The 13,391-nt window shown below is 69.1% G+C and carries 11 protein-coding genes, 1 tRNA gene and 2 pseudogenes; 6 read left to right on the top strand and 8 right to left on the bottom strand.

The features are described from left to right. Nucleotides 1-62 precede the first annotated feature (62 nt). The gene (locus tag ACF09J_RS14125; protein ID WP_392305670.1) at nucleotides 63-1,754 is read left to right on the top strand and encodes a SpoIIE family protein phosphatase; all 1,692 of its coding nucleotides are present in this window, start codon (nucleotides 63-65) and stop codon (nucleotides 1,752-1,754) included. A 650-nt stretch (nucleotides 1,755-2,404) separates the two neighbouring features. Further along, nucleotides 2,405-3,058 (top strand): annotated as a pseudogene (snpA, locus tag ACF09J_RS14120) (snapalysin); the annotation flags it as partial. A gap of 241 nt (nucleotides 3,059-3,299) precedes the next feature. On the opposite strand, the gene ACF09J_RS14115 reads toward snpA, so the two are convergent. Continuing rightward, nucleotides 3,300-3,635 carry a hypothetical protein gene (locus ACF09J_RS14115; protein WP_392305669.1) on the bottom strand — a complete coding sequence of 112 codons (336 nt, stop codon included), beginning with the start codon at nucleotides 3,633-3,635 and terminating at the stop codon, nucleotides 3,300-3,302. Between the two features lie 314 nt (nucleotides 3,636-3,949). Here ACF09J_RS14115 and ACF09J_RS14110 point away from each other — a divergent pair, with 314 nt between their 5' ends. Further along, entirely contained in the window at nucleotides 3,950-4,801 is an 852-nt protein-coding gene (locus tag ACF09J_RS14110) for a hypothetical protein (RefSeq protein ID WP_392305668.1), read from the top strand. Between the two features lie 18 nt (nucleotides 4,802-4,819). Here the strand turns inward: ACF09J_RS14110 and ACF09J_RS14105 are convergent, their stop codons facing one another. From ACF09J_RS14105 to ACF09J_RS14095, 3 genes are all read right to left on the bottom strand, one after another. Further along, entirely contained in the window at nucleotides 4,820-6,205 is a 1,386-nt protein-coding gene (locus ACF09J_RS14105) for a sensor histidine kinase (protein WP_392305667.1), read from the bottom strand. Next, nucleotides 6,202-6,864 (bottom strand): response regulator transcription factor, encoded by a 663-nt coding sequence (locus ACF09J_RS14100; RefSeq protein WP_392305666.1) that lies wholly within the window; start codon nucleotides 6,862-6,864, stop codon nucleotides 6,202-6,204. The genes ACF09J_RS14105 and ACF09J_RS14100 overlap by 4 nt, the downstream gene beginning before the upstream one ends. A 342-nt stretch (nucleotides 6,865-7,206) precedes the next feature. After that, on the bottom strand, nucleotides 7,207-7,875 hold the full coding sequence (locus tag ACF09J_RS14095; RefSeq protein ID WP_392305665.1) for a DedA family protein: 669 nt from the start codon (nucleotides 7,873-7,875) through the stop codon (nucleotides 7,207-7,209). A 250-nt stretch (nucleotides 7,876-8,125) separates the two neighbouring features. Between ACF09J_RS14095 and ACF09J_RS14090 the strand changes: the two are divergent. The 3 genes and pseudogenes from ACF09J_RS14090 to ACF09J_RS14080 form a co-directional block, all read left to right on the top strand. Then, nucleotides 8,126-8,382 (top strand): annotated as a pseudogene (locus ACF09J_RS14090) (SpdA protein); the annotation flags it as partial. Nucleotides 8,383-8,477: 95 nt separating this feature from the next. After that, nucleotides 8,478-8,747, top strand: coding sequence for a prevent-host-death protein (locus ACF09J_RS14085; RefSeq protein ID WP_360966070.1), 270 nt, complete (start codon nucleotides 8,478-8,480; stop codon nucleotides 8,745-8,747). Further along, nucleotides 8,737-9,204, top strand: a complete 468-nt coding sequence (locus ACF09J_RS14080) for a type II toxin-antitoxin system VapC family toxin (RefSeq protein ID WP_392305664.1) — start codon at nucleotides 8,737-8,739, stop codon at nucleotides 9,202-9,204. The genes ACF09J_RS14085 and ACF09J_RS14080 overlap by 11 nt, the downstream gene beginning before the upstream one ends. A gap of 695 nt (nucleotides 9,205-9,899) precedes the next feature. On the opposite strand, the gene ACF09J_RS14075 is transcribed toward ACF09J_RS14080, so the two are convergent. From ACF09J_RS14075 to ACF09J_RS14060, 4 genes are all read right to left on the bottom strand, one after another. Beyond that, nucleotides 9,900-10,127, bottom strand: a complete 228-nt coding sequence (locus ACF09J_RS14075; protein WP_392305663.1) for a hypothetical protein — start codon at nucleotides 10,125-10,127, stop codon at nucleotides 9,900-9,902. After that, entirely contained in the window at nucleotides 10,124-10,384 is a 261-nt protein-coding gene (locus tag ACF09J_RS14070) for a hypothetical protein (protein ID WP_392305662.1), read from the bottom strand. The genes ACF09J_RS14075 and ACF09J_RS14070 overlap by 4 nt, the downstream gene beginning before the upstream one ends. 479 nt (nucleotides 10,385-10,863) lie before the next feature. Next, nucleotides 10,864-12,231 (bottom strand): hypothetical protein, encoded by a 1,368-nt coding sequence (locus ACF09J_RS14065; RefSeq protein WP_392305661.1) that lies wholly within the window; start codon nucleotides 12,229-12,231, stop codon nucleotides 10,864-10,866. 792 nt (nucleotides 12,232-13,023) lie between these two features. Next, nucleotides 13,024-13,111: transfer RNA gene (locus ACF09J_RS14060), tRNA-OTHER, on the bottom strand. Nucleotides 13,112-13,391 lie beyond the last annotated feature (280 nt).

Below are 13,391 nucleotides of genomic sequence, written 5' to 3'. Positions count from 1 at the left end.
CCCTGGGGGAACCCGGATCGCAGGGATGGCCCTGGCGATCTCTCGGGTGACGGGAGGCAGAGATGACGGGCCCGGATGGTCCGCAGGAAGCGGTTGCCCGGGTTCTCGACACCCTCGGCACGGGTGCTTACCTGGCTGACGAGGAGGGCTTGATCGTCGCCGTCAACACGCGCGGCGAACAGCTCCTGGCCCGCCCCGCTGCTGATCTGGTCGGCCGCGACGCCCACGACCTGCTGCACCGCACCAGCCGCGGGGAAACCGCGCCAAGGAGCCAGTGCCGCATGCGGGAGAGCGTCCTCGGCGGGCGCACGCGGCAGGGTGAGGACGAGTGGTTCGAGCGCGGAGACGGCACGCTGCTGCCGGTGGGATGGCTGGCCACTTCCTGCGACCTCGGTATCCGCCCGTCGGCCACGCTCGTCCTCTTCCACTCCGCACGGCGCCCCGGATGCCCCGCCCAGCGGCCACCGGCCGGCGGACGGCTCTCCGAACTGGAACGGCTCGCTCTCCTCGCCGAGACGACCACTCTGCTCACCTCCACCCTGGACATCCACGAGGCGCTGCGCCGCCTGATCAGCCTCGTGGTGCCTCGCATCGCCGACTGGACCGTCATCGACCTGATCGGCGAGCGGGACGAAGTCCGGCGCTTCGCTGTCGCCCATGCCGAGGGCGGCACCGTGATTTTCCGGGAGGACCTCCAGGGGCCCATGCCGCCAATACCGCAGGAGTCCCCGATGCCCCTGTCCCGCGCCCTGCGCGGCGTCGCCTCCTCCTTCGCCGGCCCCGAGACCTACCAGGGCCCGCCCGACTCCGGGATCGCGGTGGAGCAGCGGCGCCTGTTCGAGGCGACCGGCATGCACTCGGCCATCGTGGTCCCGCTCCGCAGCCTGCACGACGTGATGGGCGCCCTCACCCTGGGCCGCGCCGACCAGCCCGAGCGGTTCACCGCGGCCGACACCGCCCTGCTGGAGGACATCGCCCGACGCGCCGGTCTCGCTCTGGAGAACGCCCGCCTCTACCAGCGCCAACGCCAGGTCGCCGAAACCATGCAGCGCCACCTGCTGCCGAAGCTCCCGCGCGCGCCCGGCCGCAGCATGACCGCCCGCTACCTGCCCGCGCCGGACGCCTCCCACGTCGGCGGCGACTGGTACGACGCGTTCACCCTGACGGACGGCGCCACCGCCCTCGCCGTGGGGGACGTCGTCGGCCACGACCTGGAGGCTGCGGCCGGCATGGCCCAGCTGCGCAACATGCTCCGGGCCTACGCCGTATCCCAGCAGAAGCCACCGAGCAAGATCGTGGAATGGCTCGACCAGGCGACCCTGCACATCGCCGAGGTCTCCATGGCCACGCTGGTCTTCGCCCGCATGTGTGAGAACGCCGACGGCCGGTGCGAGCTGTCGTGGACCAACGCGGGTCATCCACCTCCCCTGCTGGTCACCCGCGAGGGTGTGGCCCGCTATCTGACTGACGGTCACGGGATCCTCCTGGGCGTCACACCCGAGCAGGCCCGTCCCGACGCGACGGCGGAACTGCCGCCCGGGGCGACCCTGCTCCTCTACACCGACGGCCTGATCGAGTCCCCGGGCCACACCCTGGACGAGGGCCTGGAACGCCTGCGCCGGCACGCCGCCGCGTTGGTCCGTCGCCCCCTGGAACCCTTCACCGACGAGCTGTTGGCCCGGGCACGCCCACCGGACAACGACGACGATGTGGCCCTACTGGCCGTGCGGCACGGGCCCGGCTGGTCCTCTTGACGCAGCCACGCCCATGCCTTCCCGCAGGGATCGGGCACCCCTACGCACCCGACCGCATCTCCCGTACGGCCGGAGCCCGCTTCGAACCAGGCGACAGCGTGAACAGCTACTGATCCACAGCTTTTGACAATGGCTCTCCTGGACTGAGCGGCGGCGGCTCAGCGGTGAGGAGTGCCGCCCAGCGCCGAGGGTGACTCCCTGGGCCCCGGGCCGGTGGAGCGCGAAGGAAATGAAAGCTCATGCTCTATGACGTCGGTCACAGCGCTCCACCAATCAACCGGCGCACTTAGTAGATGCGGCATGGCAGGCATCTGTGGAATTGTCCGTCTTGGGTCGTATTTGGATTCCGTCGCGCGTCCCGGAATTCCGCCCGGCCGAACCGCACGCCCGCTGCCCCGTGCTGTAAGGCTTCTGACGCCGCGACAGCGTCCCCTCCTGCTGCCATGTGCGGCCCGTAAGACCCGTGCACTGCCCTGGCGAGGTCACGGGACCTACGAGGCGACGTAGTGGTGGGCACCCTTTGCGCTCCCTGTCGAGCCGTCCTAAGAATGACGACCCACAGGACGTCGCCGCAGTTCGGAACCGGTGTTCACGCGGAGTCGACCCCGCACCGGGCGCTCGGCGTCACCGAGTGAGTAGGAGCCCCCCACATGAAGTCGTCCCGAACGTCCGCGAGAGTCCTCGCCCTCGCTCTCGGCCTGGGTCTGGCCTCCAGCGCGCTGGGCGCGGCGGTGCCGGCGAGCGCACAGACCGCCGCCACCCCGTCCGCTGCCGCCGGTACCTCCGTGGCCCGGTACGCCGGGTCGGCCGAGGAGGCCGCGAACAACAAGGCGTTCTTCGAGGCCGTGCTCAAGTCCGTCGCCGAGAAGCGCGCCGCCCAGCCGAACGCGCAGGCGGTGACTGTCTACTACAACGCCTCCCGGGCACCGAGCTTCCGTTCGCAGATATCGAGCGCGGCCTCGATCTGGAACGGCTCAGAGTCCAACGTCAAGCTCCAGGAGGCGTCGAGCGGTGCCGACTTCTCCTATTACGAGGGCAACGACTCTCGCGGGTCCTACGCCTCCACCAACGGCCACGGAGATGGCTACGTCTTCCTCGACTACACCCAGAACCAGCAGTACGACTCGGTCCGCGTCGTCACCCACGAGACCGGGCACGTGCTGGGCCTGCCGGACGACTACAGCGGGCCGTGCAGTGAGCTGATGTCGGGCGGCTACGCCGGCCCGTCCTGCACCAACCGCTACCCGAACGCCACCGAGCGCTCGCGCGTCGACCAGCTGTGGGCCAACGGACTCGCGCAGGCCCCGGGCACGGTGAACGAGCCCGCCGACCCCCTGAGCGCCGCCCCGCCGGTTACAGACCGTGGCGCGGTTACAGATCGTGGCGCCGAGTCACCGTCCATGGCATCCGCTCCACAGCGCGTCATGACCTCACCACGTGTGCCCCTGCCGAGACGCATGCCGGTCCCCCCGCGTTACCCGCACCCTGGCTTCCCGAGCAGCGCTTACCCGCAGCAATGACCACAGCATCTGGATTGCCGCCCTCCTATCGTGAAGGTGGCAGGGGCGGCCATGATCCGGGCGGCAGCGGTGGCGGGAGCGAAGGGGGCGGGGGCGGCTCCCACGCCGGCAGCACCGGGCCGCCCGCGCGCAGGCGTGCGACGGTCAGCTCGGCCCGGCGGCGTGCGAGCGGCGCGTCGTCGCGTTCGAAGCGATAGCGGATGCGGGTGCGGCCGTCGGTGACCTCGGTGGACAGCAGCCGGTAGCCGAGCGCGTGGGCGATCTCCTCGACGTTGCCCGTAATGAGGTTCTCCAAGAAGTTGAGCGTCAGCTCGATCCGGCCCCGGCCGTCGAAGAGGGCTACGAGCTCCTCGCTCTTCACTTTCCCCACGCTCCCCAGAAAGACCGTCGGCCCCGCACAGAGTACGGGGCCGACGAGGGCACCGGAACGGCCCAACCCACCCGCCGGACCCCAGCGCCGGTGGGGGCGATCTGGTCTCCGAGTGACACGTGGCCTGACCTGCCACAGTGACACGTGGCCTGACCTGCCACACGGCAGGCGTTCAGGATGCGTTCAGGCTCCCTGTGTCACGGTCGAAGATCACGGCCACCGTCTGCGGCCGGCAAATTCAACAGGGCGCTCGACCCCTCACACGGGAAGAGCGCCCTGTCGTGCGACTGGACAGGAGACACCGAATGGAGAATGCGGAGGTCCTCACCGACCTCGACGTGGCGGCCACGTCGAGTACGACCAAGTCGGTGATGAAGAAGCTGCCCGAGGTCACGCTGGCGTTCTGGATCATGAAGATCGCCGCGACGACCTTGGGCGAGACGGCGGGCGACCTCTTCGCGCAGACCCTGAAGCTGGGCTACTTCCTGACCACGGTCGCGCTGTTCCTGGTCTTCGTGGTGACGCTGGTGGTCCAGCTGCGCTCCAGCCGTTACAACCCGTTCTTCTACTGGACCGTGATCCTGTCGACCTCCATGGCCGGCACGACCATGTCCGACTTCATGAACCGGGACGCCAGTGCCAAGTACCTCTCGAACGGCGCGACGAAGCTGGGTTGGGGACCGCAGGGCCTGGGCCTCGGCTATCCGGAGGGAGCGGCGATCCTGATCTCGATCCTCCTGGCGATCTTCCTCGCCTGGAAGCTGAGCGGGATGACGTTCCAGATCCGTGACATCGTCACCTTCAGAGGTGAGGCTCTGTTCTGGGCGGCGATCCTCGTCTCGAACACCCTTGGCACATCGATGGGCGACTTCCTCTCCGACAGCTCCGGCCTCGGCTACCTGGGCGGCGCGTTGCTCGTGACCGGACTGCTGGCCGTGCTGGTGGCGCTGATGAAGGTGCCCGCGGTGCCGAACGTGCTGCTGTTCTGGATCGCCTTCGTCCTCACTCGTCCGCTGGGCGCCACCGCGGGCGACTTCCTCACCAAGCCGGTCGCCAAGGGCGGCCTGGATCTGGGGACCGCGGGCTCGTCCGCCGTGCTCCTCGCCGTGCTGTTCGGGCTGATGGCGTACGCCCACGTGCAGGAACGCCGGTCGTGAAGGACGGGCGGACACTGTTCACCCGGCGGGCAGCCTGACCGTGAACCTGGCCCCCGGTGTGTGCCCGGGGTCGTAGGACACCTCACCGCCGACGGTGCGGGCCAGGCGTCGCGCGAGCGGGAGCCCCAGGCCCGCGCCGTCGTGCCCGTCGCCGGGATCGGCGCGCCGGCCGGGCTGGAACAACTCGTCCCCGAACGTCTCCGGCACCCCTGGGCCGTCATCGACGACGTCGATCCGCACGGCGCCGGGGACGCGCCGCGCGCACACGGTCACGCGGGAGTGGGCATAGCGGACGGCGTTGCTGAGCAGCGGGCTGAGGACGCGTTCCAGGAGAGCGGGGGCGACACCCGCCTCCAGCACCGGCGCTTCCCTCTCCACGGCGGTCTTCACCTGGTCCGGCGTGTCGAGGCGCTGGAGCAGGCGGTCCAGGACGGGCACGACGTCGGATGTTCCAGGGGATGTCTCCGGGTGCAGCGCGTTCTCGCGGGCGTGGTGCAGGAGCGTGTCGCAGATGGTGCGCATGGACTGGGCGGCCTCGGCGATCACCCCTTGGGTGGCGCTGGTCTCGGCGTCCGTGCGGGGGCGGGCCCGCCACCAGTCGAGTTCCATGATGATCCGGGTGAGCGGGGTGCGCAGTTCGTGGGACAGCTCGCCCGTCAGCTGCTGTTCGTGGCGCAGGACGGTGCGTATGCGGTCCAGGAGCGCGTCCAGGGAGGCGCCGAGGCGGGCGAGTTCGGCCGGGTGGTCCTCCGTGCCGAAGCGCTCGTCCGAGCCCACGGCGCTCCACTGCGTGGCCTGGTCGGTCATCGTCCGCACCGGGCGCAGTGCCCGGCCGACGGACAGGCGGGTGAGTACGTAGGTGCAGCCGAGCATCACGGCGTCAAGAATGAGTGACCCCACCAGCAGGGTGTCGGCCGAACTGCGGTACGGAGTCAGGTCCAGGGCGGTGACGACGGTGGCGGTGGCGCGGAGGCCGGAGACGCGCCGGGCGCACAGCCGGACGGGCCGGTGACCGGGTGCCTGGACGGTCGCGCAGGCGTCCTTCGGCTGGGTGGCCAGCCGGTCGGCGGCCTGGGCCGGCGGGTCACCAGCGGTGGTGGACGGCGGCTTCTCGAGCAGCTGCGTTCCGGCGTAGATCCACACGTTGGCGTCGAGGAGACGGTCGTGGACGGTTTCCAGGACGCGCACCCGGGGTCCGGTGGTGTCGACGGTCGTGGCCACCGCTGCCGCCCGGTTGCGCAGTTCGTCGTCCGCCTGGTGCTGCAGGTGCCGGTCCATCACGGCGTTGAACACGACGGTCAGGATCGTCATGAGCAGGGCCGAGGTGGTCAGCGCCACCAGCGAGAGGCGGCCGCGCAGGGTGCGCGGGGCGAGGCGCCGCAGGACACGCGAGGCACGGTTCACGACAGACGGTGTCCGATCCCGCGCGCCGTGTCGATCGTCAAGCCGCTGCCGGCGTCACGCAGTTTGCGGCGCAGCCGGCTCAGGTACTGGTCCAGGGTGTTGTCGCTGACCTGAGCGCCCTCGGGCCAGCCGGCCCGCACCAGGTCGCGGCGGCGTACGAGGGTTCCGTCTGCGGCGACGAGGCCGGCCAGCAGCCGGAACTCGGTGGGGGACAGGGTGACGCGGGTGCCGTGAACGGTCACGCTGTGGTCCACCGCGTCCACAACCAGGTCACCGGCCGAGGCCACCGTCGTGGTGGCGGTCCGTCGGAGTGCGGCTCTCAGTCTGGCGGCGAGTTCGGCGAGGTGGAAGGGCTTGGGCAGGTAGTCGTCGCCCCCGGCGGAGAAGCCGGACAGGCGGTCGGTGAGCTGATGCCGGGCGGTCAGGAAGAGAACGGGAGCGAGGAAGCCGTTGGCACGCATGGCCTGGCACACGTCCCGTCCGTCCGCGTCGGGCAGGCCGACGTCCAGTACGGCCGCCGCGATGTCGGCCTTGGCCAGCCGCAGAGCGGTGGCGCCGTCGGTTGCCAGGACCGGTTCGAAGTCCTCGTCGTACAGCCCCCGGCGCAGCACGTCCCGCAGGGCATGATCGTCCTCGACCACCAGGATCTTGGGGCGCATGGTTCTCCGGCACCTCTCAAAGGCTCATGAGGTCAGCAGCAGAGCGCCCAGGCGCCTGGCGGCGGGCCACCGGGCAGGACGTCGTGTGGACAGTGTGCGCCGACCCACACCGGGATGCCCGTATCGCCGGCGCGGCTACGACCGCGACCGCTCCGGGACGGCGCGAGACGAACGGCGGGCCCAGGGCCGCCGCGGCCAGGAGAACGAAAACTGGCGGCCCGTACGTCGACCAGGCCGAGAGCGTGTCGTCCAGCCGGACGGGCGAGTGCTGGGCGAGGCGCACCACGTCCGAGTATCCGAGTAGGCGGAGCCGTCGATGGAGGACCCGTCAAAAGGCGACGATCACTTGTTCCCTCCCCGCGCGTCGGCGCCCCGCCGGGCGCGCAGCATCTCGACAAGAAGGGGAACCAGGGAGAGGACGACGATCAGTGCGACCAGCGGCAACAGGTATCGGTCGACGTTCGGGACCGATGAACCCAGCGCGTACCCCGCGAGGATGAGGCCGACGCTCCAGACCAGGCCGCCGATCACCTGCCACAGTGTGAAGGTCCGCACCGGAACCTCCAGCGCGCCCGCCATCGGGTTGAGCACCGTCCGCACGACCGGTATGAACCGGGCCAGGACGACCGCCTTTGCGTGCCCGTACCGCTCCAGCAGCTCCTCTGCGCGCTTCACCCCCTCGTGCAGTCGCCGGGAACGGTTGCGGGCGATCAGCGCACCGCCCGCCTTCCGGCCGAGCAGGTATCCGCACTGCGCCCCCGCCAGCGCGCCGACGGCCGCCGCGACCAGCAGCGGCGCCAGGGACAGTTTCACTGCCTGGTTCCCTGTATCCGTGCACAGCAGGCCCGCCGTGAACAACAGGGAGTCACCGGGCAGGAAGAACCCGATCAGCAGTCCCGTCTCGGCGAACAGCACCACGCCGACACCCAGCACGCCGAAAGCCGCCAGCAGCGAATGGGCGTCGAGCACGTTGACGGCCAGCTGCACGGCCAGGTGCGGTGGACTGGTCATGGGGCCTTCCCTGTGAACTGGAGAGTGAATGAACGCCGGAAACGATCGACTACATCGAAGTAGACCGTCTACGGAACTGTAGACGAATGTCGGCCGGGAGGCGTTGAGCGTGCGGTGCAGCGCGCCGAGGGCCGGGTGCCGGGCACCGGGGTGCCTCGCGCCGTCCAGTCCTCTCTCGCCCCGGTACCTGGCAGCGGTCGGCCTGCTGCTGCTCCGCGGGGCGACTGCCGCCAGCAGGGCCTCCGTCGACCGTTCAACGGGACCGCGCTGGTTCCTCATCGCCCTGGTCGCCTCGCTCGGCGCGAACGTCGCCACCGCCGGACTGCTCGACCTGAACGACGTTCCCGCCCGGCTGCGCATCCTCGTCGCCGCCTGGCCCGCCCCGGCCTTCATGGGCGGCACCCCCGCGGACCGCTCCCCGGCTCCGCCGGCACCCGCCACCCCGGACCCGAACCCCCGGCCGTGCCGGTCCCGGCCGCGCTGGTCGATCACGCCCGCAAGGTCGCCGTGGCCGCCCGTGACGACCCCCGGTTCGCCCCGGTCGCTTGCTGCGTTCGCGGGTGAAGTGCTACCCAGTGGCACCGAGTGCTACGGTGACTGGTATGAGCGTTCAGCCCGAAATCACCCAGCGGGATCTGCGCAGCCGGTCCCGGGAGATCATGGACGCCATACAGGGCGGCCAGTCGTTCACCGTCACCCGTGACGGACACCCGATCGGCCAGCTCGTCCCTCTGCGGCGACGCCGTCGGTTCGTCTCTCGCCAGGAGTTCGCCGCGATGTCCAGGACTGCCCCCGACATCGACCTCGACACGTTCCGTGCCGACCAGGACGCCACGGCCGACACCTACCTGGACGATCCCTATGCCCGCTGACCGCTCGACGTACGAGCAGGGGCTCCTCGACACCAACATCATGATTCTGCGCCGGTGGGTGGCGCCCGAGGAACTGCCGGACGAAATGGCGATCACCGCCATCACCCTGGCCGAGTTGTCCGCCGGTCCGCACGAGGTCCGTCGCGACGACGAACAGAGCGGCTACGACGAACACGCCGAACGCGCCCGCAGGCTCGACGTTCTCCAACGCGCCGAGAACGAGTTCGACCCCATCCCCTTCGACGCCGAGGCAGCCCGCATCTACGGTCGCATCTGTGCCGCGGTGATCAGTGCGGGCCGTAAGCCGCGCCGCCGGGTGGCCGACCTGATGATCGCCGCCATCGCCGTGGCCGAGGACCTTCCCCTCTTCACCACCAACCCCGACGACTTCAAAGGGCTGGACGACCTCCTCACCGTCGTACCGGTCACCTGTCCGAAAGTGCCCCACGAGGGCTGACGCCAAGGCACCGGGGCGGTGGGAGCGCATCGGACTTCGTGGGGCGAGCGTGGAACGGACGCGGTCACGCAGTAGGGCCGGTTCCGGGGATCAAGCTCCTGAACCGGCCCTCGGCGCTGTGCCCCCGGCAGGATTCGAACCTGCGACACCCGCTGCAGGAGTTTTCCCCGGGCGCGGCTGTGACCTGCGGAAACGTCAGCCATCAGGTGTCTGGCCCGGGAAAACACCCCTCCGTGGTTCTCGCGTGTTCACGGGGTTTCCCGGCCTCATATGTGCTGAATCCGTTCTGGATGAAAGCCATCCCAGGAGCAGTTGGCGGTCCGCGCCCTGCATGCGACGTCTTCGCCGTCCTGCTGCGGGAGGCCCGTGACGATTCGTGGAGCTGGAGCGGCACCTCACTCTGAGTCATGGATGCGGATCGCTGGCGCGCTTGCCCCGGTGCGCCGTGGCGCAGAGCCGAATGATCAGGGCCGGTTGGCCGCTTCCCCTCGACAGGCGCTCGTCGACCCCGGTGTCGCGGTGGCCGATGTTCAGCGCGACGAGGGCCGCGACCTCAAGGTCGCGGCCCTCGTCGCCGTTGCGCGCATGACAAATGCTTCCCCGAGCGATCAGGGTCCGCCGCAGACGTTTCCCGCTGATCCGCCTCGGTCAGAATCCGTGTGACCGCCGCGAAGTCGTCGGCACGGTTCCCGGGCTCACACGTAGTCGCCCTTGGCCGCCGAGTAGTGCACCACGGCGGCCGGTGTGCCGTCGGCGAGGATGCCGGTGATCCGGAAGTACGACGTCTCGCCGAGCGGCAGGGGCACGGCGGAGTGGTAGATACGGTTCGGGGCCGCGGCGATGGAGGTGACCGGTTCGTACGTCCTGGTGGCCACGTTCCAGCGCTCCAGGCGGTGCTCGGTGATGCCGGCGCAGGCCGTCATGTCGGAGCAGGCCCACTCCAAGCGGCCGAGCCGAAGTCGCGTTTCACGGTCCAGCGGACGCCGAAGTTGTCCTTGGCGACGCCGGGGACCCCGGGCGACTTGGTGCCCCAGTTCTCGTTGATCGCGGTGTCACAGTCCGTGCGCTTCGGCGCGCCCGAGAAGCTGGTGTTCGCGAAGAACTGCCGGGTGTAGGTGTTCGTCGCGCAGGCAGCCGCCGACGCCGGGGAGGTGGCGACCGCGACAAGAGTGCCCGTCATCGCGACCACCACCGCGGTCGCGGCGGCCAAACGGGATCTTCCGACACTTCTCACTACATCCCCTTTTTAGCGTGACCGCCCCTCGGACAGTCGTACGAGAAGTGGGATACATGAGACAGCCTGTGGTTGCACGGCCAAGCGGTTTCCGGTCGCCGACGGTGACGAGTGTCCTCAGGCGGAGGATGTCGCTTCATACCAGTTCGGGTCGTCCGAGACGTCGGTCGGGAGGCCATGAGCCGCAGGGACTGCCTGCTCGGCGACGCCGGCAGAGGAAACTGCCGGCAAGACTTGCTGTCACTGCCCCGCGGCCGATGATCGCGGGGCAGTGACAGCAGGCCACATACGGTGCCCCCGGCAGGAATCGAACCTGCGACACCCGCTCTAGGAGTTCGGTCCGCAGCTGCTTCGGCTGCGGTCGTCGGCCGGTGTGGCAGCCGGACGGAGACGCTGGTGTGCGTCCGCATCCGGCGTCGTTGATGTCAGCCCTTCGCCTTCACGGTCTCCGACGTCGCTGCACGGAACCAATCGGTCGCCTCGAAGTGCGCGCGAAAGTTGCCGTTCTTTACATCAGGGATGTCGGCCGAGAAGGCGTAACCGCTACCGCGCCAGTAGGCCTCTGCCGTGAGCAGGTCTGTCCACTCTTTGCCGTTAGGCGAGTACTGGATGTGCACCAGGATGGTGGCGGGTGTCCAGCCGTCGGGGAAGTCCATTGCACCCTCGACGTGCACACCGTGGCTCTGTGTACGGGTGGCCGAGAGCGAAGTGAAGACCGAGGCACGCAGAACGGTGATCTGGGCACTGTCCGCGGAGGCGGAGGCGATGAATGGGTCGTCACTGTGCGACCCCACGTGGAAGCTGCCGGTTTCCCACGGCGCGTGGGTGAAGGTGACCTTGCCGTCCTCGCCCGTCGTGAAGTAGCCGACGGTCTCGAACTGACCACCGGAGGAGGGCTCGAAGAGCACTCCACCGCTCTGGCCCCCGAAGGGCAGCCAGCCCTGCGGGGTCTCGCGCTCCAACGTCGCCGTGAAAGTGACCGGTTGCCCGAGGTCGATCGTCTGGGCCTCCGCCGGGGCCTGCACGGTCCAGCGCGTGGCTACCTGCCGGACGCCGATCTGTATCGACGGGGACTCGCCGTACAGGACGTAGGGTTTGTCGTGCCGGTAAATGGCTTGGACTGGCACCGCGTCGTTCACGGTGACCGTGCCGGAGAAGCGTCCCTCCGCATCGGTGCGGACGGTGTCCTCCGTCCAGTAGTCCACATCGAGGTCCACCCGGTGGTCTGCCAGGGGCTTCAGCTCGCGCGTCGCCGGCCAGCGTCCCTTCAGGATGCCGTCGACCCGCACCTGGCGGTGGTCGATGTCGACCTCCGTGCGGTCGGTGCGCACGTCCTCGAATACCGGCGTGACGTAGTAGACGAGACGGCCCGCGGAGTTGTCGGTGGTGCGGTCGCCGTCACTGTCCGTGGCCTCGATGCGGACGGTGTAGACGCCCAGGTCGGCAAGGTCCAGAGGCTGCTTCGTGTGCCACACGCCGTCGTCTGGCGTGCCGGAGACGAGGACGAACGCGTCGTTCTCCACGACGGCGACCTCCTGGTCTGTGGTATCGGAGACGATATGGGCCCTGATCTCCGTGATGGCGCTGTCGGAGGTGACACTGACGGCCAGGGTGCCGAGGTCGTCCTCGACGCTGTTCGCCCACCGGACGTCAGGAGCCCGCCCCTCCACGGCGTTCGCTGCCGGGGTGCCGGCCAACAGGAGTGCAACGGTGCCAATGACGGCCCAAGCCGCCCGTCTTCTGAACATCAATCCCCCCAGGACGTGTCGAAAACCATGCCGTGATCCCTCCACGTGTCTGTGGTGGATGCCGCGGCTGAAAGGCTTTTCTATCGCACGGCTGTGACATCGGGCTCGTGAGTTTTCGCCGTGGGGGGCTGGTCAGTCCACGTGCACGATCCTCAACACACGTGCGCCTCGGTGCTGTCGGCCCTGCGTAAACGCTCGCCGACAACGGTGAGGCCCGACACCCACGATGCCTGGGCGAATGCCGCGACCCGTGTCCGCCAGACGCGGACGCCGATGTCACCCACTGATGGCAGAAGCCCCTCGGGATCCTCTTGAGGTGGTCGTGCTCTGGCAGCTCTTTCGCCGGCTGGAGCGCGCCGCTGCGATAGCGCCCGTTGAGGTTTGGGCGACGGGTCGAACGACGTCCTGAAGGTCCCTGGGCGTCTGCATGCCCACGCGGTCGGTGGAGTCTCAACGGGCGCGGCAAGCGCCGGCAGCTGCGGTCAGTAGCCGGTCTACTGATCATCGGTCCCGCTGACCAGCGGGCCTGAAGAAGCCCACGGCTCTGACGGCTCAGATGCCGTGGGCTTCTGTCGCCGGAGCTGATTTGGCGCGAGTGATCGTATGGGCCTCAGCAGCTCGCGCGCTGCGCTGATCTATCAGCACATGACAAGCGACCGGGACCGGGCCATCGCCGATCGGCTCGGTGAGATGATCCGGCACGGTGGGGGGAGCGGCTTCTGACCCCTCCGAAGCGGACCCTGCGGGCCCGTAGGGGCACGCCTGTGGCACGACTCCGGCAGCGCTGAAGGGCCAGCCTGGAAGGAAACCCCTCCTGAGCTGGCCCTTTTCTCTGTGCCCCGGCAGGATTCGAACCTGCGACACCCGCTTTAGGAGTTTTTCCTGGGCGGTGCTGTGACCTGCGAAAACCTCAGCCATCAGGTTTCTGGCCTGGGAAAACGCCCCTCTGTAGTTCTCGCGTGTTCACGAGGTTTCCCGGCCTCATGTGTGCTGAATCCGTTCGGACGGGGTCTGCCCGAAGGGACGGCAGCCGGCTCTACCTGTCGACAAGTGCGAGACGTTCTTCCAGTCGTGCAGCGAATGGGAGGGGCGGGGTGCTGACCTGGGGTTTCGTGGCGAAAATGGTATTGACCTGCGACAATCCCCCTCCGTAGTTCTCACGGGTCAACACCGTTTTCCAGGCTCATGTGCCCTGGACGTGCCCT

Origin of the sequence: Streptomyces sp. NPDC014889, from assembly GCF_043081205.1 — a bacterium.
In the GTDB taxonomy this organism is placed as follows: Bacteria; Actinomycetota; Actinomycetes; order Streptomycetales; family Streptomycetaceae; genus Streptomyces.
Note: the sequence above shows the minus strand (reverse complement) of the source record. Positions and strands in the feature narration are given on the sequence as shown.

What these genes read in the sequence shown, in the direction of transcription:
- ACF09J_RS14080 (WP_392305664.1), top strand. Translation starts at nt 8,737, where the DNA reads ATGCCCGCTGACCGCTCGACGTACGAGCAGGGGCTCCTCGACACCAAC.
- ACF09J_RS14110 (WP_392305668.1), top strand. Translation starts at nt 3,950, where the DNA reads ATGGAGAATGCGGAGGTCCTCACCGACCTCGACGTGGCGGCCACGTCG.
- ACF09J_RS14075 (WP_392305663.1), bottom strand. Translation starts at nt 10,127, where the DNA reads ATGACGGCCTGCGCCGGCATCACCGAGCACCGCCTGGAGCGCTGGAAC.
- ACF09J_RS14100 (WP_392305666.1), bottom strand. Translation starts at nt 6,864, where the DNA reads ATGCGCCCCAAGATCCTGGTGGTCGAGGACGATCATGCCCTGCGGGAC.
- ACF09J_RS14085 (WP_360966070.1), top strand. Translation starts at nt 8,478, where the DNA reads ATGAGCGTTCAGCCCGAAATCACCCAGCGGGATCTGCGCAGCCGGTCC.
- ACF09J_RS14125 (WP_392305670.1), top strand. Translation starts at nt 63, where the DNA reads ATGACGGGCCCGGATGGTCCGCAGGAAGCGGTTGCCCGGGTTCTCGAC.
- ACF09J_RS14095 (WP_392305665.1), bottom strand. Translation starts at nt 7,875, where the DNA reads ATGACCAGTCCACCGCACCTGGCCGTGCAGCTGGCCGTCAACGTGCTC.
- ACF09J_RS14070 (WP_392305662.1), bottom strand. Translation starts at nt 10,384, where the DNA reads ATGACGGGCACTCTTGTCGCGGTCGCCACCTCCCCGGCGTCGGCGGCT.